At 63.7% G+C, this 23,373-nt stretch carries 20 protein-coding genes; 12 read left to right on the top strand and 8 right to left on the bottom strand.

Annotated elements, in window-relative coordinates:
* The first annotated feature begins 70 nt into the window (after nt 1-70).
* Nucleotides 71-814 carry a glutathione S-transferase N-terminal domain-containing protein gene (locus tag LVJ94_45625; protein ID WXB04175.1) on the top strand — a complete coding sequence of 248 codons (744 nt, stop codon included), beginning with the start codon at nt 71-73 and terminating at the stop codon, nt 812-814.
* 231 nt (nt 815-1,045) lie between these two features.
* Nucleotides 1,046-1,621 carry a hypothetical protein gene (locus tag LVJ94_45620; protein ID WXB04174.1) on the top strand — a complete coding sequence of 192 codons (576 nt, stop codon included), beginning with the start codon at nt 1,046-1,048 and terminating at the stop codon, nt 1,619-1,621.
* A 20-nt stretch (nt 1,622-1,641) separates the two neighbouring features.
* Here LVJ94_45620 and LVJ94_45615 read toward each other — a convergent pair whose 3' ends face one another.
* The 3 genes from LVJ94_45615 to LVJ94_45605 all read right to left on the bottom strand — a co-directional run bounded on the left by LVJ94_45615 (nt 1,642) and on the right by LVJ94_45605 (nt 5,353).
* On the bottom strand, nt 1,642-3,711 hold the full coding sequence (locus LVJ94_45615; GenBank protein ID WXB04173.1) for a tetratricopeptide repeat protein: 2,070 nt from the start codon (nt 3,709-3,711) through the stop codon (nt 1,642-1,644).
* Nucleotides 3,712-3,717: 6 nt separating this feature from the next.
* The gene (locus LVJ94_45610) at nt 3,718-4,512 is read right to left on the bottom strand and encodes an SDR family oxidoreductase (GenBank protein WXB04172.1); all 795 of its coding nucleotides are present in this window, start codon (nt 4,510-4,512) and stop codon (nt 3,718-3,720) included.
* Between the two features lie 139 nt (nt 4,513-4,651).
* On the bottom strand, nt 4,652-5,353 hold the full coding sequence (locus LVJ94_45605; GenBank protein ID WXB04171.1) for a ribonuclease HI: 702 nt from the start codon (nt 5,351-5,353) through the stop codon (nt 4,652-4,654).
* A gap of 122 nt (nt 5,354-5,475) precedes the next feature.
* On the opposite strand from LVJ94_45605, the gene gpmI reads away from it, so the two are divergent.
* The 4 genes from gpmI to LVJ94_45585 are packed head-to-tail and all read left to right on the top strand — an operon-like array spanning nt 5,476 to nt 10,569.
* Complete coding sequence (gpmI, locus tag LVJ94_45600) at nt 5,476-7,062, top strand: 2,3-bisphosphoglycerate-independent phosphoglycerate mutase (GenBank protein WXB04170.1); 1,587 nt, start codon at nt 5,476-5,478, stop codon at nt 7,060-7,062.
* Between the two features lie 14 nt (nt 7,063-7,076).
* Entirely contained in the window at nt 7,077-8,468 is a 1,392-nt protein-coding gene (locus tag LVJ94_45595; protein ID WXB04169.1) for a serine/threonine protein kinase, read from the top strand.
* Nucleotides 8,465-9,463 (top strand): LysM peptidoglycan-binding domain-containing protein, encoded by a 999-nt coding sequence (locus LVJ94_45590; protein WXB04168.1) that lies wholly within the window; start codon nt 8,465-8,467, stop codon nt 9,461-9,463. The genes LVJ94_45595 and LVJ94_45590 overlap by 4 nt, the downstream gene beginning before the upstream one ends.
* Nucleotides 9,358-10,569 carry a serine/threonine protein kinase gene (locus LVJ94_45585; GenBank protein ID WXB04167.1) on the top strand — a complete coding sequence of 404 codons (1,212 nt, stop codon included), beginning with the start codon at nt 9,358-9,360 and terminating at the stop codon, nt 10,567-10,569. The genes LVJ94_45590 and LVJ94_45585 overlap by 106 nt, the downstream gene beginning before the upstream one ends.
* Here the strand turns inward: LVJ94_45585 and gluQRS are convergent.
* Nucleotides 10,566-11,480, bottom strand: a complete 915-nt coding sequence (gluQRS, locus tag LVJ94_45580; protein WXB04166.1) for a tRNA glutamyl-Q(34) synthetase GluQRS — start codon at nt 11,478-11,480, stop codon at nt 10,566-10,568. The genes LVJ94_45585 and gluQRS overlap by 4 nt on opposite strands.
* Before the next feature lie 27 nt (nt 11,481-11,507).
* Here gluQRS and LVJ94_45575 point away from each other — a divergent pair, with 27 nt between their 5' ends.
* Together LVJ94_45575 and LVJ94_45570 are read left to right on the top strand one after the other, a co-directional pair.
* Complete coding sequence (locus LVJ94_45575; protein WXB04165.1) at nt 11,508-12,284, top strand: hypothetical protein; 777 nt, start codon at nt 11,508-11,510, stop codon at nt 12,282-12,284.
* Nucleotides 12,285-12,288: 4 nt separating this feature from the next.
* On the top strand, nt 12,289-12,699 hold the full coding sequence (locus LVJ94_45570) for a hypothetical protein (protein ID WXB04164.1): 411 nt from the start codon (nt 12,289-12,291) through the stop codon (nt 12,697-12,699).
* A 9-nt stretch (nt 12,700-12,708) separates the two neighbouring features.
* Here the strand turns inward: LVJ94_45570 and LVJ94_45565 are convergent, their stop codons facing one another.
* Nucleotides 12,709-13,389, bottom strand: coding sequence for an alpha/beta fold hydrolase (locus LVJ94_45565; protein ID WXB04163.1), 681 nt, complete (start codon nt 13,387-13,389; stop codon nt 12,709-12,711).
* A 715-nt stretch (nt 13,390-14,104) separates the two neighbouring features.
* Here LVJ94_45565 and LVJ94_45560 point away from each other — a divergent pair.
* A complete protein-coding gene (locus tag LVJ94_45560; protein WXB04162.1) occupies nt 14,105-14,275 on the top strand; it encodes a hypothetical protein in 171 nt (56 codons plus the stop codon).
* A gap of 760 nt (nt 14,276-15,035) precedes the next feature.
* Here the strand turns inward: LVJ94_45560 and LVJ94_45555 are convergent.
* From LVJ94_45555 to LVJ94_45545, 3 genes are read right to left on the bottom strand one after another with little or no spacing between them, the layout of a single operon-like run.
* Nucleotides 15,036-15,626 carry a hypothetical protein gene (locus tag LVJ94_45555; GenBank protein WXB04161.1) on the bottom strand — a complete coding sequence of 197 codons (591 nt, stop codon included), beginning with the start codon at nt 15,624-15,626 and terminating at the stop codon, nt 15,036-15,038.
* A 20-nt stretch (nt 15,627-15,646) separates the two neighbouring features.
* The gene (locus tag LVJ94_45550; GenBank protein WXB04160.1) at nt 15,647-17,992 is read right to left on the bottom strand and encodes a hypothetical protein; all 2,346 of its coding nucleotides are present in this window, start codon (nt 17,990-17,992) and stop codon (nt 15,647-15,649) included.
* Nucleotides 17,989-18,855: a hypothetical protein gene (locus tag LVJ94_45545; GenBank protein WXB04159.1), complete on the bottom strand. Its 867-nt coding sequence runs from the start codon at nt 18,853-18,855 to the stop codon at nt 17,989-17,991. The genes LVJ94_45550 and LVJ94_45545 overlap by 4 nt, the downstream gene beginning before the upstream one ends.
* 1,888 nt (nt 18,856-20,743) lie before the next feature.
* Here LVJ94_45545 and LVJ94_45540 point away from each other — a divergent pair.
* The 3 genes from LVJ94_45540 (at nt 20,744) to LVJ94_45530 (ending at nt 23,190) form a co-directional block, all read left to right on the top strand.
* On the top strand, nt 20,744-21,748 hold the full coding sequence (locus LVJ94_45540; protein ID WXB04158.1) for a PDZ domain-containing protein: 1,005 nt from the start codon (nt 20,744-20,746) through the stop codon (nt 21,746-21,748).
* A 59-nt stretch (nt 21,749-21,807) separates the two neighbouring features.
* On the top strand, nt 21,808-22,404 hold the full coding sequence (locus LVJ94_45535; protein ID WXB10841.1) for a hypothetical protein: 597 nt from the start codon (nt 21,808-21,810) through the stop codon (nt 22,402-22,404).
* Between the two features lie 150 nt (nt 22,405-22,554).
* On the top strand, nt 22,555-23,190 hold the full coding sequence (locus tag LVJ94_45530; GenBank protein ID WXB04157.1) for a hypothetical protein: 636 nt from the start codon (nt 22,555-22,557) through the stop codon (nt 23,188-23,190).
* The last annotated feature ends 183 nt before the right edge of the window (nt 23,191-23,373 follow it).

The following is a 23,373-nucleotide window of genomic DNA, read 5'->3' as shown; positions in this document are numbered from 1 at the left end:
GTCTCCACCGACCGAGTCTGCAGAAGCGCGACTCTCCCGGCGGGCAACGCGTTCCGCTAGGATGACCGCCGTGCGACGCCTTTTCGTCATCCATGAATCGCCGTGGTCCGAGCGGGCGCGTTGGGCGCTCGATCACCACGGCCTGCGCTACTCCACGGTGGGCCATCTTCCCTTGCTGGGCGAGTGGCAACTGAGGCGTCTCCTGGGCGCGAAAAAGGAGCGCATCACGGTGCCGGTTCTGGCCGCGGATGGCAGCGCCTACGGCGATTCATGGGAGATCGCGCTGTATGCCGATCGAACGGGCGCCGGTGAGAAGCTGGTGCCGTCGTCGCTCGAGGGCGATGTTCGCCATTGGAATCAAGTGGCCGACGGCGGCATGGGCGGCGTTCGTGCCCGCGTGCTCGCGCGCATGCTCGAGAACCCCAAGTCCCTCGACGCGCAGGCGCCCCCCTTCGTTCCCGCGTGGGCGCGCGCGCTGCTCCGCCCCACCGCCAAGTGGGTCGTGCGCCACCTCCAGCGCAAGTACCAAACGCGCTCCGACGAGGTCGGGAGCAACGCCATGCAGCTGCGCGCCGCCCTCGATACCTTGCGGGACGGCCTGAAGGGCAACAAGCGTTACCTGCTCGGCCAATTCAGCTACGCCGACATCGCCATGGCCACGCTCCTCCAGGGCGTCCTTCCCGTGTCGGACCTTTTCCTGCGTCTCGCGCCCGCCGTTCGCGATGTCTGGACCGAGGACGCCGTCGCCCGCGACTATGCGGACCTCATCGCCTGGCGCGACGATTTGTACGAGCGGCATCGCAAGGTCGGCTAGCGCACACCACGACGCAAATCGCGTCAGCCTATGACATGGATCGGGCGCTATCGCGATGGATCGCGGACACCTCCTGGAGTGCGGAATGTCCGGCGAGCGAAAGCGACGCGATTGGGGCGGTGAGAACATCTGGGCTGGAAATGCGCGAGTGGCGTGGGAGACCACGCCGTCGAAAGGTCACGCTCGCGACGAGCCGCGTGACTGGCGCGACGGTTGCACTAGCGCGTGGCCATGACGAATCGCTTTCGCGCGATGCCCGTGCACTCGTTTCCGCCGGTGGCGCAATACCTCGATGACGCTCCCACGACGCGGATGCCCGAGAGGGGACTGGCGCAGGGCTATGGCGTCGGCGTCGGCGCCGACGACGTTCGCGAGTCGATGACGGCGTTGTACCCGGGCGCGCTCCCCTTGCAGACGCCCGAGGCCCTCTCGTCCCGCCGGCTCCGGTTCGAGGCAACGGTGCAGCTGGCGCGCGGAAACCTTCGGAGCGCGCTCACGCGGCGGGTCTACGTTCCTACGATCCTCCGAACGGCGGCCCTCATCGCGCTGTGCAGTTTGAGCGCATTGGTCGTCCTTCTCCTCCGCGGCAGCATCGGACGTGAATCGCGCATCGCACCCATCGCGTCCATTGCGTCCATCGCGCCCCCCGTGCTTTCCGCCCCTTTCGCCCCCGCCGCGGAGGCCATGCCGCCTGCCGTGTCCGTGGAGTTCCCGCCGGAGACCCTCGCGACGGAGCCCGCGCCGAAGCCTGCAAAGGCCTCCCGGCACTCGAGTCGGCACCGGAAGCATGGGCCATCACCCCTTTGAGGGAATGAGCTGCTAGCGACCTATTCTTCTTTGGGGCCTTGGTTGTAGCCGCGGGGGCGGTATTGCGGATCGACACCTTCGTGGCCCTCGCCGTTGTCGATGGTGTCGCGTGCGAGGTAGGCCACCCAGGTGCCGGGGTGCTTCGTCGCCAGATCTTCCAGCTCGTTGCGGACCAGCGACGATTCACTCTGCAGCTTTTTCTCGTCCCAAAGGCACTGAATCGCCAGAGCGATCAAATTCTGATCGTTCGGGGAAAGCTCGAAGCCGCGCTTGTAATAAGGCCAAGCCTCGTCGGCTCGGTGCATGCGGCAGAGAGTGTCGCCCAAATAGACATTGGCCATCGGCCACGTGGGCGCCAGATCGAGCGCCACCGCATTGGCGGAGCGGCGTTCTTCCAGGCGGCCGCGCGCGCCCTGCATCACGGAATAATTGAGGTGCGCCTTCGCACTCCGCGGAACGGCGTGGCGGGTGGCGTCCCAGAACACGAGATCGTCCGTGTAATCGTTCGCGTGCATCCGTGCGGCGTAGGCCTGGAAACCGAGGAAAACCAGCAGCACGGCGGTCGTCGCCCAGGCAAGGCGCGTCCGCCGCAGCTTGCGCCCCACGGTGATGAACACCGCGGCGACGGCGATGCTCGTCCCAAGGGCGGGGAAATACCAGAATCGCTCTGCACGCACCGTCGGCAGCAAAATCGGAATATTGGACACGGGGAAATACGAAACGACGACCCACACCATCGCCACGCCCAGCAGCGCGAGCAGGCCCGACTTCTGCCCCATGACCATCGCGATGTGCGGCGAATCGAGGTAGCCCGTTTCCGTGCGCCACTTGCGCGCGCGCCGCCACGCCACGATGCCCATCACCGGAGCCGCCAGCACCGGGGCCACCATCCCCAATGCGCCGGCGACGCTGGCCGGGAATACCAACGTCGGTGGAATCGGCTCTTGCGGCGCCGAATAATCGCCCGACAGCGTTCGCGGAAACACGATTTGCGAAAGCCCATCGGCGTAAATGCGCAATCCCGCCGCAATGCGGTACGGGGGCGTTGCCTCGATGAGCGGATTGTTCAGAGGATCGCGCGGCAGAATCGGCTGCGCATACCAGCGGAGCAGCGCGGCGAAGGTCCGCTGCAGGAACGGCTTGTGCGCATTGGCCGCGGCGCTGATCTCCGGTGCGAGCGGCGCTGGGAAGAGGCGCCTCCGCGACTCGACGTACAGGACGAAGGCCACCGCCGTGGCCAGCCCCGCGAGCACCGTGCGGAGCCCCGCGCGCGGTGACACCGGGTGCACGTACCGCGACAGGAACAGCGCGGCAATGGGCACCAGCGGCACCGCGCAGAGCGCGCTCTCCTTGGAAAAGAGCCCGAACAACGTGGCCAGGAACACGGCCGGCACCATCCAGTACATGGGCAGTGCGAGCGCCGCCACGGCGAGCAGCACGCCCAGCGCGCCCAGCACGTCGGCGATGCCCACCACGCCGCTCACCGCCTCGGTGAGCACGGCGCACCCCACGAAGACGAGCCCGGACAGCCACCCCAGCGCGCGATCCTTGGTGACCTTGGAGACGATGACCGTGAGCAGCGCCCCATTGAGCGCGTGGAGCACGACATTCACCCAATGGTGCAAAAACGGCGTCTGATCCCGGGCGCCGAGTCCCCAGAGGGCGCGCCAGATCAAATCGGGAATGGGCCGGTACGAGCCGATGCTGCGATCGGACGGGAGGCCCCAGAAATCGCGGCGAAAGGCATCGAGCCAGTGCAACTTCGAATTGGCCTCCGCGATGCTGCGCACGTAGGGATTGGCCAATATGGCTTCCTGCTCGTCGAAGATGAAATTCGTTTTGAGCGGATGCCGCGTGAAGAGCAGAATCGACAGAAAGCAAAATGGAACCAGGGCGGCGCCCACCGTAGGCTCCTCGCCGAGGAAGTAATCGCGTAGAAAGGTGCGGGCCGAGCGCACGAACGAGCGCTGGGGCAGCACCCCCACCTCATCGGTGTCCGAGTCGATGAGCGGGAGCGCCGCATCAGGTGGAAGGGAGATGTCCGTGCGATCGTCGAGATCAGTCCGCGGCTCCGTTCGCAGTTCCTCCATTGCTTCTCACGCGGGGTCGGGAATGGTCCAGTTGTCGCCCCAGAGGTTTGCCCCGCCGTCGATGTACCACGTTTCGCCGGTGACGAACGATGCGGCGTCCGACGCGAGGTAGACGGTGAGGTTTGCGACTTCTTCCGGACTGCCGTGGCGTTTCATGGGGGTTCGTAGACGGCTCAACTCGAGAAGCTCGGGCGGGTATTGATCCGTCCCGCTCGATTTGATGACGCCCGGCGCGATCGCGTTCACCTGGATGTTGTGCTGCGCCCACTCCACCGCGAGCGTTTTGGTCATGTTTTCCACGCCCGCGCGCGCCGCGCCCGTGTGGACCATGCCCGGAAAACCGCGCCGGACGTTGGCGATGATGTTCACGATCCGCCCGCGGCGTGCCGGGATCATGTGCTTCGTGGCCACCGCTTGGGTCATGAAGAACGTACCGTTGAGGTTATTGCGAACCACCGCTTCCCACCCGCGCGGGGTCACCTGTTCGGCTGTGGTGGGGAACTGCCCGCCGGCGTTGTTCACCAGGAGGGTCGCCGGCCCGAGTGCCGCCCCGATGCCTTCGACCGCGCTCGCGATCTGCTCGACCTCACGGATGTCGCACACCTCGGTGTGCACGGCGATACCGCGCTGCTCGAGCTCTTTTTTCGCGCCCTCGAGGCGTTCGGGCTTTCGTCCCAGGATGGCGACCTTGGCGCCCAGTTCTCCCAGTCCGGTCGCGATGGCGAGGCCAATGCCACTGCCACCGCCCGTCACGATGGCGACGTGCCCATCGAAGAGGCCGGATCGAAAAATGGTTCCCATCCGTCCAGACTACACCAACGGAGCCCCCTACCTTCCACCCCGTAAACGTGCCCGTGCCCCTGCCCGCTCCCCGATCCGTGGGCGTGTCCCGTCGGGAACGGGCACGGACATGGGCACGTTTACGGGCGAGTCTTGCGATTCAGAGGGACGGCAGCGGGCGGGTGCTGCCGGTGCGGATGGCTTCGCGCGCGAGTTGGTCGGCGCGCTCGTTGAGAGGAACGCCGGCATGGCCGGGGACATAGACGAAGCGCGGGTTTTTGTGCTCCGCGAGCGTGCGCTTGATGTCCGCGATGAGCTGCTGGTTCGCCTTGGGGCGCCAGCCCTTGGTCAGCACCCCGATGGCGTACTGGCTGTCCGTGTGAATGATGACTTCGCTCGCGGTCCTGGGCACCGCTTCGAGGGCGCGCAGGATGGCGGTGAGCTCGGCCACGTTGTTCGTGCCCTCGCCCAGGGATTCGAAGCTCTCCGAAATTTTTCCGTCCGGGGTGATGAGCACGACACCCGCACCGGCCGGTCCGGGGTTGCCCGAGCACGCGCCGTCCGTGTACGCGATCCACGCCCGCCCATCGCCGGTGGTGGCGGGAGCGACCGGGGCGGCCGCCTTGAGCGACGGCGCACTCGGCGTGCGAAGGGGAACGTACGCTCCGGAGACGCACGCGTCGTCGGGCAGCAATTGTGCGCCCGGAATGCGTGTCAGGTTGCCCAACGAGGCGCGGTAGGCGCGTGCATCGCTCGGCTTGTAACGAATCTCCACGCGACCTTCTCGCACATCGAACGCACCGTCTTCCTTGGTGCGCGCCATGACTTTCTGTCCGCGTAACGAGGCCTCGACCCAGGGCATGGTCTACCTATCCGCCTGCGTGAAGAGGAAGAAGGAAGATGGGCGTTTGCGCCTTTTCGGCTCGCGTGGTTGACTCTCGCGCCAGCAGGAAACTCCCCCTCATCCCTTTTTTTACCATCGCCATGACCAACCCATCGAAAAGCGTATCACCGTCCACCGAGATTTCGTCCGTTTCCGCGAAGCGTCCGCGTCCGCTCGTGCTTGTCATTCTCGACGGCTTCGGTGAGCGCGCCGAGCGTGAGGACAACGCCGTGCGGCTGGCCAAGACGCCTGTGCTCGACGCCCTGAACCGCGACTACCCCCATGGCCTCATCGGCACGAGCGGACCCGACGTTGGGCTTCCGCCCGGGCAGATGGGCAACAGCGAGGTGGGCCACCTCAACTTCGGCGCGGGCCGCATCGCGATGATGGACATCTCGCGCATCGACAAAGCCGTCTACGAGAAGACGCTCGCGTCCAATTCGGTGATTTCCCACATTCTCGAACGCGCTCGGGCGCAAAAGGGTCGCCTGCATCTCTTCGGACTCGTATCCGATGGTGGAGTACACAGTTCGCTCGAACATCTCAAGGCGCTCATCGATATGGCCGCTGCGAGTGGCGTCAGTGTGGTCGTCCACGCCTTCCTCGACGGGCGTGATGTCCAACCGGGAACGGCGCCGGGCTACCTGTCGCAAGTCGAGGCCAAGTTGAAGGAGACGAACGCGGGCATCGTCGGCACGGTGGCGGGACGCTACTGGGCGATGGATCGCGACAACCGATGGGAGCGTGTGGAACGCGCCTACCGCGCGATCGTTTCCGCTTCCGCTCCGCGTTTTGCGACGGCGCTGGAAGGCGTTTCCGCGTCGTATGCGGTGAAGAAGACCGACGAATTCGTCGAGCCGATCGTCGTGGGCGACTACGCGGGCGTGCGTCCGGGCGACGTGGGGCTGCACTTCAATTTCCGACCCGACCGCGCCCGCGAGCTCACGCGTGCGCTGGCGATGAAGGACTTCGACTCGTTCGACCGCGGCGGCGATGTGCCCTTCACCGAGTACGCGTGCATGACCACGTACGACTCGAAGCTCGGGCTGCCCATCGCGTTCCCCAAAGAGACGTACCCCGAAATTTTCCCCGAGGTCATCGCACGCGCGGGGCTCACGCAGTTCCGTTGTGCGGAGACGGAGAAGTACGCGCACGTGACGTACTTCTTCAACGGCGGGCGCGAGGAAGTCTTCCCGGGCGAGGAGCGCAAAATGATCCCGTCGCCCAAGGACGTGCCGACGTACGATCACAAGCCCGAGATGAGCGCGCGCGCCGTCGCCGAGGCCGTCGAGGAAGCCATCGCGAGCGAGAAGTTCGACTTCATCCTGGTGAACTTCGCCAACCCGGACATGGTCGGCCACACCGGCTTTCTCGGTGCGGCGATCACCGCCGTGGAAACGGTGGACGCGGGCATCGGTCGCATCGTCGATGCGGCCCGGGCGCGCGGAGGTGCGGTGATCATCACCGCGGACCATGGCAACTGCGAGCTCATGAAAGATCCCGCCTCGGGCGAGCCGCACACGGCGCACACGCTCAACCCCGTGCCGTTGCTCTACGTGAACGACGCCGATCGCACGGCGCGCATCCGCGAGGGCGGGCGCATCTGCGACGTGGCGCCGACCATGCTCGGGTTGCTCGGCGTGGCGCAACCTGGACCGATGACCGGCATTCCGCTGCTTCAGCGTTGACGTGAGGAGCGTGCATGTCCAGCGGTGAGCGCGGACAAGATTTCCCGCTGTTCGGGAGCTACCGCGTGCTCGAAGAATTGGGCGTCGGGGCCGTGTCGACCGTCTACAAGGCGGCACAGCCCTCGCTCGATCGCACCGTGGCCATCAAGGCGCTCAAGCCGACGATCTCGCCGGCGTCGCCATTCGCCGCGCACCTCGAACGGGAGGCGCGGCTGCTCGGCGAGCTCGGTCATCCGAACATCGTGCTCTGCCACGACTTCGTGAAGACCTCGGAAAAGATGTACCTGGTGCTGGAGTACATCGAGGGCTTCAGCCTGGCCGAGCTCATTTCGCGCGCAGGAAAGGGCCGGGTGGCGCTGGAGACGGTGGCGCACATCGGCGCGGAGATCGCGCGCGGGCTCGCGCATGCGCACGAGCGCGGCATCGTGCACCGCGACATCAAGCCGTCGAACGTGCTCCTGTCGAAGCGCGGCGACGTCAAAATCGTGGACTTCGGCATCGCACAGCGCGAACGCCTTCCCACGGCCGACGAGCCGCTCGCGCGCATGGGCGGGCTTTCGCCTTCGCGGCCGGACGAGAACGAGGCCTTCGGGACGCCCGCGTACATGTCGCCGGAGCAGGTGCTGGGCGAGTTCGTCGATGCGCGCAGCGACGTGTTTTCCCTGGGCGTGGTGCTCTACGAGATGCTCACCGGCACGCGCCCGTTCGAGCGCGGCGACGCGGATCGGCGTGCGGGCGCGGCGCGGCTGCGGCGCGATCCGGCGGTGCCGCTGCGGGTGCGGGCGCCCGACGTGCCGCGCGCCCTCGAGTCGGTGGTCATGCGCTCGCTGGAGAAGCTGCCGGCGGATCGCTATGCGACCGCGCACGCCGTGCTGGATTCGCTGGACGACTTCGTGCGCGCGCGGGTTCGTGGCCCGCGCAACAAGCTGGTGACCAGCGCGCTGGTGAAGGTGCGGCTGCTCAAGGAGCACGAGGCCGACGACATCACCCTGGCGCAGGTGCTCGAAGAGCGACGCCCGCCGCTGCGGCGCGCGTTCATCGGGTTCGCGGTGATCGGTTTGCTCATTGCCGTCGGGGGAGGCGCGCTGCAGTTCTCACGGCGCGGGGTGCACGACAACGAATCGGGCGATCGCCCGCTGGAGCTTTTCCCCGAGAATATGGGGCAGCTCCGCGTGGTGGTCACACCGTGGGCGGAAGTATTCGTCGATGGTCAACGCATCGACACCACGCCGTTTGCGCGGCCGATTCCCCTTTCGCCCGGTACGCATTATGTCACCTTGATGCATCCGAGTGCACCGATGCAAAAGCGAGCCGTGACCATTGCATCGGGTGAAACGGCCCTGTTGGATGCGACCATGGATTTGAGTGGGCTGTCCGGGGGCGGCGCGAAGGACGCAGGGCCGTGAGGAGCCTGGCGGCCGCCGCATTCGTCGTGGGGATGGCGTCGCCGGCGACGGCGCACGCGTTCTCGCACGTGGTTCGGCCGGGGGAGACGCTCGCGGCCATCGCCCAGCGCGTGTACGGCAACGCGAAGATGGAGACGGTGCTTGCGGGCGCAAACTTTCTCGACGTGCAGGGCGGGAGCGCGCCCGTTCCCGGGATGCGCCTGGAGATCCCCGCGCCCGGTTTCCATCGGGTGAGCTCGAACGAGACGTGGATCACGCTGGCCCTGGAGTGGCTCGGCGATGGCAAGCGCGCGGACGTGCTGGCGCGGATCAACCATGGCGTGGCGTGGATTCCGCCGGTCGATGGGCAGGAGATTCAGATCCCCTACGTGCTGACGGTCATCGCGGCGGACGGCGATCGCATGGACCAGCTCGCGCACCGCTACATCGGCGACGCGAACCGCGCGTGGGAGCTGGAGGCGTACAACGGGCGCAAGGCCTCGTCGACGGGCGCGGTGCCCTTGAAGCGCGGCGAGGTGGTGCTGGTCCCGATTCTCGATTTGACGCTGACCGAAGAGGGAAAGCGTGAGTCGCACTCGGGGCTCGAGCAAGGCCGCAGTGCGGAGGGCCGCGCGCTGGATGCGCAGCGCCATGCGGATGCGGAAATCCCCCTGCTTTTGGCCGATCTGCGCGCGGGGCGTTACGTCGAGGTGGTGGCGCGGGGCAATCGCATTTTGGGTAGCGGTGAGCTGACCAAGGTGCAGCTCGGATCGGTGCATCGCGCGCTGCTCGATGCGTACGTCGCGCTGGATGCGCCGGCCGCGGCGGCCGGTGCGTGCGCGGCGTTTCGCATCAACGAGCCCACCATCAAGTGGGATCCTGCCTTCGTTTCGCCCAAGGTTCGCAATGCTTGCCCTCCGCCGTCGCCGCCTCCACCGCCGCCCTCGGGATCCGCGTCGGCGGCTCCCTCGGCGTCGGCGCCGGCCGCGCGCGGCGCCGGGGCGCGGGATCGCTAGGTCGGGCCGTGGACGGCGTCACGCTGCTCGACGTGGGGCTCGTGCTGGACGGCAAGTACGAAGTGTGCGGCGTGCTCGGCGAAGGCGCGAGCGGTGTGGTCTACGACGTGCGCCGGCTCGGCGATGCACGAAGCGGAGGGGACGAGCGCGTGGCGCTCAAGGTGATTCATCGCCACTTGATGGGCAATTCGCAGCTCCGCGGGCGCTTCGTCCGCGAAGTGGCCATTTTGCAGCGCCTCAAAGGCAAGCACCTTTGCCCGATTCTCGAGTCGGGGGAGCTCACCGATCCGCGGACATCGGACGGCATGCTCTACATGGCCATTCCCAAGGTCGACGGGCCGTCGCTGGAGAAGCTCGTGGCCAGCTCGGGGCCCTTGCCCATCGAGCGCGCGATCGATATCGTGCTGCAGATTTGCTCGGCCTTGGTCGACGCGCACGGGCAGGGGATCATTCATCGCGACTTGAAGCCTGCGAACGTGCTTCTGCGCGGGGGCGAGCACGTCGTCGTGGTCGACTTCGGGATGGCCAAGATCGTCACCGGCGCCGGCGGCACGGGCACCACGGATTTGACGACGCACAACATGGTGTTCGGCACGCCGGAGTACATGGCCCCGGAGCAGGCGCGCGGTGACGAGCTGGATGCGCGATGCGACGTGTACGCGGTGGGGATCATCCTGTACGAGCTTTTGTCGGGCAAGGTCCCGTTCCACGGAGCGAGTCCGCTCAATGTGCTCACCGCGCACATGACCGCGGATCTTCCACCGCTCGCGCGGGACGTCGGGCCGGCGCTTCACGCGGTGATTCATTCCGCGCTGCTCAAGTCGCCCGACGAGCGTTACGCGAATGCCTCGGACCTCGCGCGCGCCCTCGAGCATGCGCTGCGCGCCCCGGACGATGTGGATGCTGTCTCGCCGCGTCTGCCTCGCAGCCATACGGTGCCGCTTCCGTCGATTCCGCCGCAGGCGGGGCGTGCGAGTGCGCCCTCCGTGCCGCGTGGGCCGGCGGTGGACGTGCGGTCTGGGCTTGCGGCGAGCTGGATTCTCGTGTGGGTTCTGGCCATTGCCACCGGGATCGCGGTGGGGGTGTGGCTCTCGCTGCACACCTAAGGGATCCAGCGCGGCGGAATGCGAAGGGGGTGCGGTGCGAGCTGCGGCGCCGTCGAGGCGAGGAGATCGCCCAGGCTGCACGGCGCGTTGGACGGCGTGATGCCGAGCGCGTACGCGAGCTCACCGAGGATCTCCTCCGGCGGGATGCCCGCCTCCTGCAGCGCGCGCACGTGCGCGCCCGGGGTGCGCTTGGCCAGGCGCTCGCCGTGGGCGTCCACGACCAGCGGGACATGGTGGTAGCGGGGCGCCTCGGCGCCGAGCATGCGCGCGAGAAAGATTTGCCGCGGCGTGGACGCGAGCAGATCGGCGCCGCGCACGACGTCGGTCACGCCCATGTCCAGATCGTCGACGACCACGACGAGCTGGTACGCGTAGACCCCGTCGCCACGGCGGAGCACGAAGTCCCCGACATCTCGCGCGCAGTTCTGCACGAATCGTCCCGCGACGCCGTCGTCGAAGGAGATTTCCTCGTCGGGCACGCGCACGCGAAGCGCAGGCGCTCGCTTCATGGCGCGGCCCGGATCGCGATCGCGGCAGAGTCCCGGGTAGACCGTTTCCTCGCCCGCGTGCGGTGCGCTCGCCACCCGCGCGATGTCGGCGCGCGAGCAGTCGCACGGGTAGACGAGCCCGCGCGCGGTCAGCGCATCGATGGCCGCTGCATAAAGGTGGAGCCGCTCCGACTGGGCCACCATCCCCTCGTCCCAAGCGAGCCCGAGCCATCCTAGGTCGGTGACGATCCGCTCCGAGGATCCCGCCACCACGCGCGGAGCATCGATGTCTTCCATGCGAAGGAGGTAGCGCCCCGCGGGTGCACGGCGCGCGAGCCACCACGACGCGAGGGCAACGTACGCTCCACCGAGATGCAGATCGCCCGTTGGCGAGGGAGCAAAACGTGTGACGATGGAAGTCATGAGGGTCGAGTTCGGGAGGATGCCTAGGTGAATTACAATCCTTACCAGGCTCCGCAAACCGTTTCCTTGCACGATGGTGGTGGCCCCATCGTTCCGCAGCATCCGCAGCCCTGGGCGGTCGGTGAAACGATCCAGCTCGCATGGGAAGGATTCAAGCGCGAATGGCTCGCGCTGGCCGGCGCGCATTTTCTGGTGGCCATGATCGCGATGGTGCCCACCCTGGCACCGGCGGTCCTTTTGGCGGCCCGCGTGATCGTCCCGAGGTCCGCGTCCTATTGGGTCGTGTGGGGTGCCTCCAACGCCGTCTCCCTCGTGGTGAGCACCTTTTTCGAGGTGGGCCTCGTTCGCCTCTGGCTCTCCGTCGCCCGCGGGCAAACGGCGAATTTCGCCACCTTGTTCGGTGGTGGCAACCGCTTCTTCGCGTTCCTCGGCATGCGCCTGGTGACGGCCCTCGCCATGCTCTTGGGGTTTGCTCTGCTGATCGTCCCCGGCGTCATCCTTTCGCTGGGCTTGGCCGTCGCTCCATTCTACCTGGTCGACGCCGAAATGGGCCCGATCGCCGCGATGCGCGAGAGTTGGAAAGCCACCACCGGCCACAAGGGCGATATCTTTCTCCTGGGCCTGGTCTCCGCGACGCTTCTCTTCTTTGGCAGCATGCTCTGTTGCATCGGCTACTTCGTCGCCGCCCCCGTGTGTTCCGTCGCCCTGGCCATTGTCTACGTCCGCCTCTCCGGTCGCGGCACCGCCACGAGCATTTACGCGCGCCATCACTATCCAGGATACGGCCAAGGCCCGTATGGGTGATTCCATGGTTGGATATTCCGGCACCCCTTTGTCGAAGAAGCTCGGCATCAAGGAAGGCCACAGCGTCGTCTTGTTGGGCGCCCCGCCGGACTTCCGGAAAACATTGGGCGACGTACCGCCGGGCGTCACATTCTTGGAGTCGCTCCCATTGTCGCCCTCGGCCGACATCGTCCTTCTCTTCGTCCGCACGCGCACCGAATTGGAGAAGTCGTTCGCGAAATCGGCCAAACGCATTCAACGCGCCGGCAGCCTATGGGTTGCCTGGCCCAAGAAAGCCTCGAAAATGGCCACCGACATGACGGAAAACGTCGCCCGCGAAGTCGGCCTTCCCCTCGGGCTGGTCGACAACAAAGTGTGCGCCATCGACGAAATCTGGTCGGGCCTTCGCTTCGTCTGGCGATTGGAAAATCGTTAGCGTGGCCCGCTATTCAATCGGAAGATTGACGTAACTTCCCGGACAACTGCCGCGAATGGCCGCGAGCACCGCCTGGGCAAAGGCCGGGGACTTCGGCTCGTCGAAATGCTTCACGCCCGGAATTTCGTGAAAGCACGCGCCACCATCGAGCCGCGTGATGTTCGGCGTATCCTCGGTACTGCGAAATGCGAAATACGCCACGTCCCCCGGAGTATCGTCCCCCGCATTGAGGTCTCCCAGGAACGAACTCGACGGACACATTTGCCCGCCTTGATTCTCATCGAGGTAGCAAGCAAACGGAAAGCCATATTGCGGTGTTCCAAACGCTACGTACGACCGCACCCGCTCCTCACCACCCAGCCGCTTCACGTAGTAGCGCATCGCGAGTCCGCCCATGCTGTGCCCGACCAAGTGCACCATCTCCGCGTGTGTTTCCGAAAGCGCCTTTTCGACCAGCCCGGCAATGACCTTGCCATTCTCGACATTGTTCGAACCCGGCAAAGTCGCCACATACGTGACATATCCTTCCGCCGCGATCGCATCCCGCATCGTCGCCATATCCGCCGCCGAAGCGGCCCATCCATGGATCAAGAGCACGGGCTCGCCCACATCGCGCCGTGCGCGAGGCTCGTTCGGCGCGCCCGCCATCAGCGAACTCGTGCAAAGCGTCACCGAAGCGACGACGAGCATTCCTGAGAGTCCCCCGCGCATCCAAGGTTAATTAGCAGGTTGCGGGCCGCAACGCATGCTCAGCACGCGTCGTTCGGGCTCGTCGCGTGAACGTGGCGCGTGGCATCGACGGTGTGCCGCGACGGTCTGGTCGGTGTGCGACGCGCACCCGTCTACGGGATCGCCGAGAAAGCTGCCATGCCGTCGATCCATGCTGCGCGAGCGCGAGCTGCGTCGTGGAGGTGCCGGTGCGCGTGAGCCATATTCGTCGACGGAGGTGCCGATACCGACAGGGCTTCTCTCATGAGAGGTATTTTGCATTGATTTGCCTTGACATGGTTCGTCGAATTGCCGTCGGCGCGAGTCCCACCCGCCACAATTACCGGGGCGCAATCTTGCTCCCAAGCACACCGCGACGCGTTCGCGCTGTCGACGGTCCCTTGCCTTCTCCAGACCCGCGATCGGGCGATAGCGCGTCAGCCCAGAGGGCGAAAATCACGATGATAAATACGATTCATGAAGCTCTCCGATCTCTCGAACGACGAGTTGCTCTCAAGCGTCCGGGCACTCGTCGGCCAAGGCCGCACTCTCCTCGCACGCCTGTTGGCCTACCTTGCCGAGGTCGAGGAGCGCCGACTTGATCTACAATCCGCGAGCTCTTCCCTATTCGACTATTGCGTTCGCCGACTCGGACTAAGCGAAGACGATCCCGCGCCAGCGCGGCCAGTTGCACGGCATGAACCCCTCGCTCGATCAGGAGCACGAGGTGGCCCTCCGGGCACTGACGACCATGGGCTTCAAAGAGCCCCAGGTGCGTCGCGTCCTAGCGATCCTCGAAGAGCGATGGGCCGACCGACCGCCGTCGATTGAAATGGTCGTACGTGAGGCCATTTCGGTGCTCACCTAATGGCAAGTACGATAGTCGGAGTTCCAGGCACGAACGACGTTCCTGGACGTTTGGTCAGCCTTTTGACCGCCACATCTCGGCCAATGGAATTTCGAAGCCCACGAACGTCTCCGACCCAGACCGAACTCGCCCCAGCAACGCACGAAGATTGGCCGCCATGTGCAAAGCCTCGTCTTCATCATCGAGGTCAATGACTTCGTCCACGGATGTATTTGCGTCTTTCATATCACCCCATATTGCACTTGCGATGCCAATTGGATTCCTCGCAGTAGGATGCTAAATCGATATGCTCTCTAGCTGTCCCGGACAGCAACAGCCTGTCCCAGGACAGGCTGCAACGCGTCAATCTCGTCTATTTCGCTGGAGCCCCTGAGGAAGGCGCATCGCCTGCGATCCCAATGCACAACACAGTTCGGCCGCATCCATGGGCGAGGTTGCTTCAAATTTTCAAAGAGGCCTTGTCCAATTGAAGGCCATCGAACCTCTCCGCTAAAGGCCGGGAGTCTTCTTAGCCAGCTACCGTCTCACCATTTGTTCAGGCATCGCCCCGCACGTCTCGCCGTCCCGATTGGAGCACTGCGTCGACGAACAGGTCGGCATCCTTTCGGAGGATCACGTAGGTGATTCCAGCGAGCCATGCTCGAACGCAAGTGCATTTACCAACGCGATGCCCTTCATCGAGGACCTACCAGATCCGTTGGTTCACGATGTGCCCCGGAGGGTAGCGACGAGCGGAGTCGAAAATTCGCAACGAACAGGATTAGGTGAGGCCGCTACCCCGATACGGCCCCTCGTCGAGAGCGTGGACGGTGAAGTGGGCGATAGCAAACAGCAGCCGATCCCGGACCGCAGTCGCACTAGCAAGACCTTCCTCACCGCGGCGATCGAGGAGACGCAATGGGCGTAAATCGCGGCCGATGATCAGCACTTCATACGAAGGCGCTCCTTTGCCGCTTATTCGGTGAACGCGGACCTCTTGTACGTCGGAGAGCTTCATAGTCCTCGTCCAGCGCCCCCACGTCGAGCGGATCTCGCGCGAGGTAACCGTCATGACCTGGACGCGCGCGACCAGTCCGAGTAACACGGCGAGGAGTGCGAATGTTGCGGATAGTACGAAGATCAACGCATGCGCGGTGGGCGACGGGGAACCAGACGTACCCGCCAGATGAAGTCCGATCGTGTAACCGAAGGCTTCACCGATCACGAAGAGTGTGAAACCCCAAGAGACGTTCCCCCAACGCGACTCTTGGATCACCATCCGGAACTCACCTGGCGTCCAGAACTCCTGAAGACCATCCACTCCGCTAAGTGGTTTCGCCCCTGGATCGCGATGCTTGCTCGAATCGGCCATGTCATCTTACCAATGTCTAGTCAATCGCTGCTCGACGCTTCTCCGCTGATTCCACGCTCCAGCCGATGGACGATATACGAGAGCGGCTTCTGTCCGAACGGCACTGTCGATGACTTGTCGAGCCGGAGGAGTAGATCCACGCTGCAGTGTTGATGTTGAAATGCCTGCGAAGGGCGCTTCGCCTTCGGCCAAGTCGCCTCGACGTCCAGAATCAAACGACCGGCATCGTCATGGAATTTTGCGAATGAGAGGTCTTGGGGGTTCTCTTCAATCGACCGCGGGCTGCCTACCTGTTTGACACTGTAGTCTTTCAGGTCTGCGCGAAGCTGTGGCGCGTGACGGATACTCAAGTTGTATATGCTCGTAAAATTCATATCGAATGTAGATTCGTCGAGCAAAAGTCCGAAAGTGATACGTATTCCCGTGTATCCGGTCGCTTTTACTTTGAACTGTGCGAGTAGTGCCGTTAATGCCGTGGCCTGATGCGATGCGCCATTCTTGGGATCGGCCCAGTCAGAGAACGGGATAGGGTAGCAATTTAACTTATCTGAAGACTTGGATGGGAAATTTTTGCCGAAGCGGCAATTGTTTACCAGTAGCTCGATGTCTGAATCGGCGGTTAGCGTGCTGATCACCCAGCCCGCACCAATGAGCACGCCACCAAGTACTTCGAGAAACGCAGCCAAAGGTATTCCGATCACCGTTGTTCCTGCTCCCAGGCCGGACACGACGCAGAGACAGCCAAGGGCCCCAAGTCCGGACCCGACGGCCACAACACCCTGGCCCGCTGCCGCGCTTTGATCCCCACGACTGTACGCGTGCTTCGCCTCTTCATATGCGCAATAGATATCAATGATCGCAGACAGCGCACCGACTGTCTTGAGACGTTTCTCGCTTAGCAGCTTTAGTAGCGTGGCAAATACGTTGATTGTGTCGAGCGAGGCTCCCACCATGTTCCATATCGACAGCTTGAGTTTCTCGTCATCGGCATCTTTTACCCCCTGCAGCGCAAGGCATAGATTCGCTATTTCGATGACAGCCGAGAGACGTTCCATTCCCCAGGTGGCGTCGCCATGCTCGGCCCAGCGCTTCAGAGCATCACCGGCGCCGATCTTTGGAACGATCTCGGTAACAGTGTGCGTGACTGTCCGAGGGCGCCCGTTCTTCTTTCTGTAAGTGTATTCTGCAGTTTTTCTTGTCACCTCGAAGAGGTCTTCCTTGCTGATCAAATGCAATGACTTTACGATCTTGTCGACGCTGGCCGGTGAGTTCTTGATGAGGACTGCAGCCGCCGCGTCTTTCCACATGGAGAGGATTGCCGCATGCGCTTTCCGCCCAGTTGCGAATATTGCGTCCGAGGGTGCCGAAGTTCGCAGGACGTAATTGCTGTAGGTGAAGTCCGGAGCATCAATCAACCCCCCGATGTACGCTTGCCCGGCGGGGCACTCGCTCAGACGAGACAGTGTTGCGGCGCGAAATTCGAGCCACTTATGATATTCTTCCTTCTCACAAAGCTGATAACTCTCGTCGACGAATTGCATGCTTGGCCCCGAAATAAAATGACATAATTCTTGACCGGCTCGGTCTCGGGTGTCGATGAGCTGCTTCGCGGTCTTTTCGTAGTCGTCGATGAATCGATGGACGGCTTGCGGGTCGTCGTTCTTGAATTCGTTCTTCAGTCCGAGTTTGTTCTCAGGGTCCTGATCGATGACGTTGCGAAGGAGTTGCGCAAGGAGCAGTGTGCCGTGCCGCTCGCGGACGCGTTGCGTCTGCTCCGCGTTTTGTTCTTTGAATTCTGTCGTGTAGCCGAGCAAGTTGTTGCATGCCGTTTCGTATCGATTCTGAAGACGGGTTGCGAGGGATCCCATGTCGATGACTGGAAGGGTCCAGCGCACGAGGTCTTTCGACAAACGGACGGGAACAAAACTCGCATCGTCATTGACGTCGATGAAGTGGCCCAGAAACGGCGGTGGATTCGTCTCGAACGCGAGGATGGCCTCGATGGGGAGCAACAGTGAGCTAACGTAGAAGGCGTAATGAACGCGTTTCCCGTTCACGGTATGCGGAAGAGTGTACTGGTGCCCGCCCAGCCTCGAAAAGGGTGGGCGCTGATTTCGCTCGGTGATGCGAGCCACGTCTCCACCACGCACACTGAGGTAGCCGCCTGCATCGGCAGCCAGTTCGGCATAGAGCTCCGTCTTGTTTCCCCGGCGCCAGAAGACGTAAATGCTCCTTTGCGTGATTCGTCGAGGCGCGGGGTCACTCGGAGGCATATACGGACCCCACTCGGCTTCGTTGGCTGTCGGAACAGCCGCATCCAGCACTTCGACGAACTCGAACGGACGGCTGATGTGGGTCGTTATCATGCGAGCGCTGTTTCCGGGTTGGATTCGATGAAGGAGGGATCCTCGTTGCGGTCGATGTCGTTCAACGCGACCAACGCATTCTCGGCCTGGTGAACGGGTTCGGTTGTCCGTGCCTCGGGCTCAAGTCTCGGCTTGGGGGCGGCTGCATCGGTTCCGTGGTTATCGAGTGCACCGAAAGGGACGTTGAGAAAGATGGGAACGCGCAAGCTGCCGGCCAGTTGAAAGAGGTGATACGCCTTCCCGGGGAGGACGTTCTTGAAGCGCACGAGCAGCGTCCCGTCATCCTTGCGAACCGCGGCGCCGCGGCCAAGGGATTTCGAGAACGAGCCATCGGCACTTTCCAGGAGATAGGTATCCCCCAAATCCGCATTCGTGCGGGGCACGTCGAGAAGGATGTCGACGTTGGGGAGATCCGTTTCCTCCTGGGGTGGCGAGTCGGGCTTCGAAGGAATCTTCTCTTCGACATCCAAAAACGGCCATGGACGCTCGAGCTTTTCGACGCGGAGTAGACGATGCTTGACGGCGTCCTCCAGGTCTCGCCCGAGGGCGCGCAGGTACTCACCATGGCGTCGTTGTCGCAAGAGCTCTTCTGCGTGCGGATGGCGGGCGGCCGGGTATACGGCCTGATGGATGTCGAGCAGCTCTTGCACGACGCGTGGATCGAGCGCAAAGAGCGTGTATGGGGTGGCGATGAATACGATTTCGCCCAGGCGGCATGTCATCCAAAAGTCGTCCTCGTAAGACGACCTCTCGGGCCACGGATCGCCGATGCCGCGGAGGATGATCCGGTAGTCGCCCGAGGGGACGTCGTGTATGTCCCAGGACGAGTCCGAACCAAAGCCGCGGCGCCAGATCGAGATCATCGACGCGACACCCTACTGAAGCCTACGCTGGGCGTCTGCGCGCAGAGCGGAGCCCACCGGAGCGTCGGAGTTGTCGTTTTCGGTTTTGACGCCCGCGTTCTACTCCGCTTAGAGTTAGGCAAACAAAGCACGCGCTCGAGTTTGATAAAGGACATGTCGAGGTCACCCCACGGCAGATTCATCTCGAGGTCAGAAATTGACGCGGGCGGGTTCGGGATGAGGGCTGGTGTCAATGGTCCCCCGACCCAAGGTTCCGAAGCGATTCGATCCCCAACACGTTACGCTGTAGTCGGCGAGTGTTGCGCAGGTGAATCCACCACCGACCGAGACATAGAGAGCACCGGTCGGCAAGCCTTGCACCGCAATTGGGATGCTCGACTCGCTCGGAACCATGGTTTTTCCGTCGGTATTACCGGAACCGAGTCCACCCAGCTCATTATTGCCCCAGCACCATACCGTTCGGTCCTGGAGTATCGCGCATACGTGATGTTCTCCCACGGAGATCTGTCGCGCTCGACTCCCCTCAGGGAGAGCGACGGGCGCTGGTGTACTACTCTGGGATGCGTCCATCGGACCGCGCCCAAGTCTCCCGTTGCCATTGGCTCCCCAACATTGAACTTCTCCTGCGACCGTTCGAACGCAGGTGATTCCGCTGGCAGCCTTCAGCTCGACGACATTCTCGATTCCGGGGACCACGGTAGGAGTCGGATTTGGGCTCGCCGCAGAGGTTCCCAATTGACCACTTAGATTGCTGCCCCAGCATGCTACGTGTGCATCATCCAGTAATGCGCAAATGTGACTGGTTCCGATAGCAAGTTGCTTGGCACTTCGTCGCGAAGGGAGGGCGATCTCCACGGGAGACGTAACCTTCTTTGGGCTATTGGCCGACCACTTGTTATCATCGTCATTTCCTCCCCAACAACGCACGGCAAGGGTGCTCAAGGCGCAGGAGAAATAGCCACTCGTTACGACCTGTTCGGAAGGAGGTAGTCCGGTAACTGGTTGCGGCTCGGGGTGGGGGCGTTTTGACAAATTTGCATCTTCGCTGGCGCTCCCTCGGCCCAGTGCCGCGGATTCATCGCTGCCCCAGCAATGGACGTGTTTATCCGAGCGTACGGCACACCCCGTTTGCACGTCGGTGCCGAACGGTGGGAAGACCAAGCCACCCGAACTGAGCGTGCCGACTTCCGTTATTGCGGCGCGTTGAGGAAAGGCGACAGGTCGAGAATCGAACGTATATCCGCCATCGGGCAGGTCAGCGATCTGAGGATTCCCAAGTTGGCCGTCTGCATTCGAGCCCCAGCAGCGAACGCTGCGATCTTCGAGGATAGCGCACGCGTAATCTACCCCCGTAATGACGATGGGGCGAAGCGTTGCCGGATCGACGATGGGGTCGTCTTGGTCCGGTGGCTGGATGATGACACCACGGTCGGTGCTGGCGTCCAGGGACGCGTCACCGGAATCGCTTCCGCATGCCGCTATTATCATCGCAAAGGACGAGGCACCGAGCGCCCCCAGGGCGAACAGGTACTTTGATAAGGAGATCGACGCATGAATACGAGACTTCGGTCGGGGATGGATCATCGGGCCGTATGCTCCTTCGTTCAGGGACCGCGCCTCCCTTCTGGACGGCGCGCTCGTTTGCCGGGATGTCGACTTGTTGTGCCTTTTTGACGGAGCCATGGCTCCGTCGTCACAAGACCCCATCGGCCTATCACCCGCGTCGGTTGCGTGGCGAGCTTAGGAGGTTCCTGCCATGCCTCGTCGGGACGCACGCTCGAGCCGGCGCGGTCTTTTCCACGGACGATGTGCGCGTAGCCGGGTACGCGCTATCATGATCGACGCGATGAAACGCGCTTCTTGCACATCCGGTCAACGGCCGGTTCTTATGGGGATTCTTGCAGTTCTTACCGTGGGGGGAACCGCGTCGGCGGGGCTTCCTGCCTTGCCAGGGACGGAGCCCACGCCACCACCTGCGACGAACACCCCCGCGCCACCATCTGCCGACGCCGCGGCCAAGCCGGTCAAGGTGAACGACTCAGCCGATGCCAAGAAGGGCATCGTGTCAGTGCAGGAAGGGGGGCGGACGTTGGGCATGGGCACGGTGCTCGGCGGCGATGGGCGGATCCTCACGGCCCTGAGCGGGCTGCGTGGCGCCGAGCTGGCCGATGTGAAGTATGCCGATGGGCATGTGGTGCGGGCGCGGCTCGGCCATAAGGACCCCGTGTGGGACCTGGCGCTGCTCATTCCCATGTCGGGTCGATGGACCGATGGGCTGACGGCCAGCGAGATCGATCCGTCCAACGGCGAGTTGAAGGTCTTTCTCGCAGGTGGGCGTGCGGCTCCGACGTCGGGTCGGGTGAAGGCCAAGGTCGATGTTCGTGCCAAGGATGGAACGCAACTCGATGGTGCCCTTGATCTCGAATTGCGTGGGAGTCCCATCGTAGGCGCGCCCGTGGTCGATGGTACGGGTGGCGTCGTGGGAATTCTCGTCCGTGCATGCAAACCGGTCGACGGAAGCGTATGCCTTCAATCGATTTATGCGGCGCCTGTGGCGGCGATTCGTAATTTTCTCGTGAGGACGCCGCTCAACGCCGTGGCACCGTCGCCATGGCTCGGCATCGTCGGGGCCCCCGATTCCGTGGGAAATACGCGTGGGGTACGCGTAATGCAGATTGCTCCCGCAAGCCCGGCCGCCAAGGCTGGCCTGAAAACGAATAACGATCAGGCGCTTGCCCACCTAATTGTTGCAGTAGATGGTAATCCGGTTGACACACCTGAAAAACTCGCCGATCGGATCAGTAAGCACTCGGTGGGCGAAACCGTGAAGCTCCTTGTGCTCGAGTCGGAAAAGTTCAGAGAAGTCTCGGTCGTCCTTCGTGCGCCCCCGTAGTTCCAAGGTCGCGCTAAGGCTTGCTTCATATCCAACAGGGGAGGGAAGGGGACACCATTATGAATACGATGCGCCTTGCGGCAGCTTTGGGGATTTGCCTGCTTGCGGCCAGCACCGGATTTATCGCGTGCGGCGGTGATGATTCTTCGTCGGGTGGGGGACCGGATGGTTCGCTGCCCGACGGTGGCGGTGGTGGTAATCAAGATACGGGAACTGGAGGCGGTGGGGACTCCGGTGGCGGAGGCGATTCGGGAGGCGGCGGTGACGGCGCTGTTTCCGACAAAGGGTTCATCCAGTGCAACGGGCAGGCGTGTTCGTCGTCGGCCAATTTCTGCTGCGTGCAGTCGGATGGTGGTCAGAGTTGTGATCCGAACGCCAACGAAAATCAGTGCACGGGGGCGGCTCGCGTTCATTGTGACGAGAAGGCTGACTGCAACGCGAACCAGGTTTGTTGCGCCAAGACCAGCGGAGGCAAGGCCACCTCCAGCTGCGTGGCCTCGAATGCGTGCGCCAATCAGGGCCCGCCCGGTGACATTCAGCGTCAGATTTGTAAGAGCGATTCCGAGTGCACCGGTTCGACTTGCAAGTACCAGCAATGTCCGGGCGGCGTGAAGATTCGTACGTGCGGCGGAATTGCCGGCTGCACGGACATCTGAGATCCCCGCCTCGATCTCGCACTCGCGCTAAAACCAAGCTACACTCGCGCCGTTCTCGAAAGCCGTCGCCGCCCCGTTCTCGGGTGCTCGACGGCTTTCGTCGTCCAACCGCGCCCCTCTTCACTTCGACACTTCGACTAGGAGCCCTCCATGAACACGATGCGCCTTGCGATCGCTTTGGGAATCACCACCCTTGCGGCGAGTGCCGGCTTTCTCGCGTGCAGCAACGACGACTCGTCGGTGCCCAACGTCGACGCATCGACCGATGGGAAGACCGATACGGGCTCGCTGCCCGACACGGGCGGCGGCGACCAAGATGCCGGCACCGATGCGCAGGCCGTCTCCGATCCGGGCCTCGTGTCCTGCGGCTCGAGCTCGTGCAGCGCGCCCGCGCAGTACTGCTGCATCCGCCCCGATGGCGGCACCCAGTCGTGCAACGACGTCAATGGCGGTGGGGGGCGCGACGGCGGGGGCGGTGGCAATTGCGCCAACGGTACCCGCATCGAGTGCGACGAAGCGGTCGACTGCGCGGACGCGGGGTCACCGCAGGTTTGCTGCGTGCGTCTCGCCGGCGGACTCTCCGGCAGCGGCGAGGTGGGCAACCGATGCCAGAGCACCGCCAACTGCGCGCGCGCCGCGCAGGGCACGGGGCGGCACGCCTGCAAGACCAATGGTGACTGCGGCGACGCCGGCGCCTGCGTGACCCAGAGTTGCCGCGGTCGAACGGTGCGCACGTGTGGAGGCTTTCCGGTCGACGATGCGGGCGTCGTGATGGGCTGCAACTGATCCACCCGTCGTTCGGACATCGAAGATGGCTCGGAACGCCACCAAGCCCATCATTTGCCCGATTTTTTCAGTGATCCCCAACCGAGCCGGCCCCTATCGTACCTTCAGGGTGCGCGAGGACCTTGACACCTCTGCCTGCGCCTTGCCACTCTTCCCGGGTGGTAACGCGTAACGTAGGGGTGG

Source organism: Sorangiineae bacterium MSr11367 (assembly GCA_037157805.1).
Taxonomy (GTDB): Bacteria; Myxococcota_A; Polyangia; order Polyangiales; family Polyangiaceae; genus Pendulispora; species Pendulispora rubella.
Note: the sequence above shows the minus strand (reverse complement) of the source record. Positions and strands in the feature narration are given on the sequence as shown.

Excerpts from the sequence above, each read along its gene's own strand:
- LVJ94_45610 (WXB04172.1), bottom strand. The coding sequence starts at position 4,512 with ATGGGAACCATTTTTCGATCCGGCCTCTTCGATGGGCACGTCGCCATC.
- gpmI (WXB04170.1), top strand. The coding sequence starts at position 5,476 with ATGACCAACCCATCGAAAAGCGTATCACCGTCCACCGAGATTTCGTCC.
- gluQRS (WXB04166.1), bottom strand. The coding sequence starts at position 11,480 with ATGACTTCCATCGTCACACGTTTTGCTCCCTCGCCAACGGGCGATCTG.
- LVJ94_45535 (WXB10841.1), top strand. The coding sequence starts at position 21,808 with ATGAATACGATGCGCCTTGCGGCAGCTTTGGGGATTTGCCTGCTTGCG.
- LVJ94_45570 (WXB04164.1), top strand. The coding sequence starts at position 12,289 with ATGGTTGGATATTCCGGCACCCCTTTGTCGAAGAAGCTCGGCATCAAG.
- LVJ94_45550 (WXB04160.1), bottom strand. The coding sequence starts at position 17,992 with ATGATAACGACCCACATCAGCCGTCCGTTCGAGTTCGTCGAAGTGCTG.
- LVJ94_45545 (WXB04159.1), bottom strand. The coding sequence starts at position 18,855 with ATGATCTCGATCTGGCGCCGCGGCTTTGGTTCGGACTCGTCCTGGGAC.
- LVJ94_45540 (WXB04158.1), top strand. The coding sequence starts at position 20,744 with ATGGGGATTCTTGCAGTTCTTACCGTGGGGGGAACCGCGTCGGCGGGG.
- LVJ94_45530 (WXB04157.1), top strand. The coding sequence starts at position 22,555 with ATGAACACGATGCGCCTTGCGATCGCTTTGGGAATCACCACCCTTGCG.
- LVJ94_45595 (WXB04169.1), top strand. The coding sequence starts at position 7,077 with ATGTCCAGCGGTGAGCGCGGACAAGATTTCCCGCTGTTCGGGAGCTAC.
- LVJ94_45565 (WXB04163.1), bottom strand. The coding sequence starts at position 13,389 with ATGCTCGTCGTCGCTTCGGTGACGCTTTGCACGAGTTCGCTGATGGCG.
- LVJ94_45555 (WXB04161.1), bottom strand. The coding sequence starts at position 15,626 with ATGGCCGATTCGAGCAAGCATCGCGATCCAGGGGCGAAACCACTTAGC.
- LVJ94_45615 (WXB04173.1), bottom strand. The coding sequence starts at position 3,711 with ATGGAGGAACTGCGAACGGAGCCGCGGACTGATCTCGACGATCGCACG.
- LVJ94_45605 (WXB04171.1), bottom strand. The coding sequence starts at position 5,353 with ATGCCCTGGGTCGAGGCCTCGTTACGCGGACAGAAAGTCATGGCGCGC.
- LVJ94_45620 (WXB04174.1), top strand. The coding sequence starts at position 1,046 with ATGACGAATCGCTTTCGCGCGATGCCCGTGCACTCGTTTCCGCCGGTG.
- LVJ94_45560 (WXB04162.1), top strand. The coding sequence starts at position 14,105 with ATGAACCCCTCGCTCGATCAGGAGCACGAGGTGGCCCTCCGGGCACTG.